Raw genomic sequence first — 3,485 nt, forward strand, 5'->3', positions numbered from 1 at the left:
GAACAATCCGGCAAGAGCCATTGACATCTGGAGAATCCACCAGAACGGCCCTTGTCCACCGGTGAAAGTGGCATCCGTCAGAAACTCATTTGTGCGGAATATTACATCATCAATCTCCTCTTCAAGCAGATTGATGCCAAAGTCTACCGCTGTACTGTCATTTGTCATACGCTGTTATTTTTTTGTTTTATGTTTTACGGTTCCTGCATCGTTTGCGCTGTTACGCCACCTGTTGTATGATGCGGTTGCATTCTCACTAACTCTATGATGGAATTGTGTCATGGCTGCTACAATGTTGTCAGCTTGGCGTTTTGTAGCCAAATAACGTATTCTCAATAGAAGATTGTCATTGGTTGTTGTTATCTCATCATATATGGCGAGATACTGCTTTTGCCGTTCGCTGTTTGGCATATATGCTTTCTTTGTGGTCTTAATGGCAAAGTCATACATTTTTCCAAGGTCTTCCCATGCCGTTATTTCCTCGCTGCATGTCTTTCCATTCAAGCTGCCGATATTTGATTTGAATGCTCGCAACTTTGCTTGTATTCTCTCACCTTCAGTCAACCAGGCAATGTCTATTTGCCTGTCTGCGATGTTTGTTGCTTCCACCTTTGCCCGTCCTTCCAAATCATACTTGATACTGTCGGCATATTCCACCTGAGGCATAGAGGCTATATTTGCGGCCATACGCAAAGTGTTTTTGACGGATGTGGCAGACTTAGCTCCTTTTTTATAGCCACTGTGCGTAATGGAGTAGTATAAGTCCGGGGTTAGAACGCCTGCTCCTAACTCCATAACTTGTATCTGCCCCATCTTCGAAGCATCATGGTTGTAGGTCATTGACTGGCCAAATGTATTTACTGTAACCGCCATCATTATGATAGCCATTGCTATTTTATATGGTTTCATGTCGTTGTGATTTCGGTGTTAATAATCAAGCATTCCGGCTTCCATCCACCGCCCTAAGGCATCGTTGGCCACCTCTCTTATGGTCTTTGATCGATACAGCTCTGATTTCCAATAACTCGTTCTTGCCTTTATGAACTTCCAAGTCTGGAAATAGGCCGTGTTAACTATGGATTTTATACGGTCTAACGATTTGTTGATATTCTCTATCATCAGCATCATTGACGCTGTGGTACAATGGACTTTGCCACTGGCATAGGCAGCAAGTACTGTTACGGAGGTGTATAGGTTCTGACACTCTGCAGCTAAATTCCTCACGGCTCTGACGTTGACGGCAAGCAAGAGGGTGTCGGCAGTTTCAAAACGCTTTCGTTTTACAATTTTTTCATTGAAGTCCGACAACAAAGACTTGTACTTCCCGATTTTATCTGATACAGTATCATAGGTTCGGTAAACGTTAAAGCCTGTACTGACAGTGTTGTACACAAGGTCTATCACGTCAAACGCTTTGGTGTATTTGTCAAGTTCCAAATTGACATCTCGGTATTCACGATGTGTTACCTTGCTTGCCTGATGCAGGAGCTTGTTGCTTTCTTCAAGCGTGGATCGTGCCAACAATAGACTGCGTTGCTTCTTGTGGTCGTTGATGTATGCTTCTATTGTAGGAATGTCACGTGGAACAAGCTGTGCCTTTATTCCAATGGGTGACAGTTGGAATATGCACGTCAATACAAGCATGAGCCATTTCAGCACATGGTTGTCATTGTGTTTTATATTACCTGTATTATTCATTTTACACATATTTATATGTTACTGATATTACTCATATTCATTGTCTTCATCTTCCCATTCATAGTATGCACTTCCGCTGTTATGCAGCCATCGTCTACGACAACGTTCCGCAATAGTGAGCTTTCTGTCTTTGTCTGCATTTAGCTTGGGAACAAGGTCATGTACCCAATCTAAGAGGCTATGCTTGTAATGGAGGAACTTTTCCACCATTACAAGGTCGGTATATATCCTTGCAAGGCGTGCCTCTATGCTTCGGGCTATTTCCAGTCTGTCACTTGCCCATAGCAAATGCCTGACTCCATCCGTATCATTGGTTTCTATTCCTGGAGTCTTGGAAAATTCTACGGTGACATCGCAGTTGGGATGATCTTTGGCAAGTTCGCTTATCCGTTGGTTGACGAGTCTTGCATTTTCTTCATCAGTGTTATTGGAATCCAGTTCCATAGTCTCAACAACGGAGGTGTCACTCCAGCTGCTCGTCAATTGCCAGTCTATTTGCACGATTGCACGGTGTATCTTGATGCCCAGGAAATACTTCGGTTTTCTCGCAATGGAAAGGGATGCTTTGAAGATGACCTCACCCTTGACGCTGCCCACAGTGCCATGACGGATGAACGTGTAGCCAGTCCAAGAACCATTGTCCGTCCATGCGATGCCGTAAGCATCTTTCATGGCTTTCATCAGTTGAGGTATTCTGTTGTAATCATCCGTTTGAGCCTTCTCTCCATCTTCTGCTTCCTTTATGGCTTGTTTGGTCTGGACGATGATGTCATTGGTGCTGTCAAGCTGCGACTGTAGTTCATTTATCTTTTTCTTGTTATTTTCGTATTTGGTACGATAGGTGTTGTATTCCTCAGTTGTGGCAGCATTGGACATCTTGCGTAACAACTCGCTGTTTTCCTTGTTGAGCGCATCCAACTCCTTTTGTAAGTAGTCAACTTCTTGTTGGAGTTGTGTGAGCTTGGCTTCAAGCTCACCAGTCTGTACCGCTCCACCATCACCGTTTAATGTAGAACGCATGGAACAGCTCTTTGTATGCTCACTTACACTTCTACCACATTTGTCACATTTGTAGGTTGTGCTGCCTTTTCCTAATGTTCCTCCATCATGGCAGGTTATACTGAATGTAGCTGTAGAAGCACCTGCTATCTTGCGTGCATCTGTGGCAGTATAGTAGTGTCGGGTGTCATAACCTATATAATAGGTGTAGTTGGACTCGTTGGGATGAGTGTTCATATAGTCCTGCAAGTCTTCGGCGTTGTTGATTTCCTGATGGTCACCATTGGCATTATATTGTGTCAGCCTTGCATTCATCTGAGCCATAAATGTATTCCAGTCCATACTGTAGCTGTCATAGACCGCTTCGTATACTTCTTCTTTTACGTCCCACGATTTTGTTACATTGATTGAATAAGCGTATGCCTTTGCATATTGCCCACTTTTCTTTTTGCTCAATATGTAGGCTGAAATGTAGTTGTTTATTCTATACGTGTTCTTGGAGTCTTGCGCATTTAATTCCGCAACCCGTTTTCTGCTCCATCCTGCATGAGTTTCTGAATTTGAGAGTATTGCCTCATATTGGAAGGAACTTGGAGAAAAGTTTGGATCCTTTGTACTTATCCTATACCAATGGTCTCCATACAATATGGCATCGTCATCCTTGGGCGGAACGTAATCACAGAGTGTTTCCGAGCCGTAGTCTCGTCTGTAGATATACACTCTCTGTGTATAGTATTACCCCAGTTCGGGATAAGAAATAGTTTATAAAAAAAGTTGGTAGTCTCATA

Annotated in this window: 3 protein-coding genes; all 3 read right to left on the reverse strand. The window is 43.2% G+C overall.

What is annotated here, in order from left to right; translation table 11 throughout:
* Nucleotides 1-174: 174 nt before the first annotated feature.
* Genes KTQ90_RS12930 through KTQ90_RS12940 form a run of 3 tightly spaced genes read right to left on the reverse strand, consistent with a single transcriptional unit; the run spans nucleotide 175 to nucleotide 3,012 of the window.
* Nucleotides 175-909, reverse strand: coding sequence for a DUF5045 domain-containing protein (locus KTQ90_RS12930; RefSeq protein ID WP_217318769.1), 735 nt, complete (start codon nucleotides 907-909; stop codon nucleotides 175-177).
* Between the two features lie 18 nt (nucleotides 910-927).
* Entirely contained in the window at nucleotides 928-1,698 is a 771-nt protein-coding gene (locus tag KTQ90_RS12935) for a hypothetical protein (RefSeq protein WP_254359746.1), read from the reverse strand.
* Between the two features lie 27 nt (nucleotides 1,699-1,725).
* The gene (locus KTQ90_RS12940; protein WP_217318770.1) at nucleotides 1,726-3,012 is read right to left on the reverse strand and encodes a hypothetical protein; all 1,287 of its coding nucleotides are present in this window, start codon (nucleotides 3,010-3,012) and stop codon (nucleotides 1,726-1,728) included.
* Nucleotides 3,013-3,485 lie beyond the last annotated feature (473 nt).

This window comes from Leyella stercorea (genome assembly GCF_019052365.1).
Lineage (GTDB): Bacteria > Bacteroidota > Bacteroidia > Bacteroidales > Bacteroidaceae > Prevotella.

Bases quoted from the DNA above. Each gene is read 5' to 3' on its own strand.
- KTQ90_RS12935 (WP_254359746.1), bottom strand. From the start codon at position 1,698: ATGAATAATACAGGTAATATAAAACACAATGACAACCATGTGCTGAAA.
- KTQ90_RS12940 (WP_217318770.1), bottom strand. From the start codon at position 3,012: ATGAATGCAAGGCTGACACAATATAATGCCAATGGTGACCATCAGGAA.
- KTQ90_RS12930 (WP_217318769.1), bottom strand. From the start codon at position 909: ATGAAACCATATAAAATAGCAATGGCTATCATAATGATGGCGGTTACA.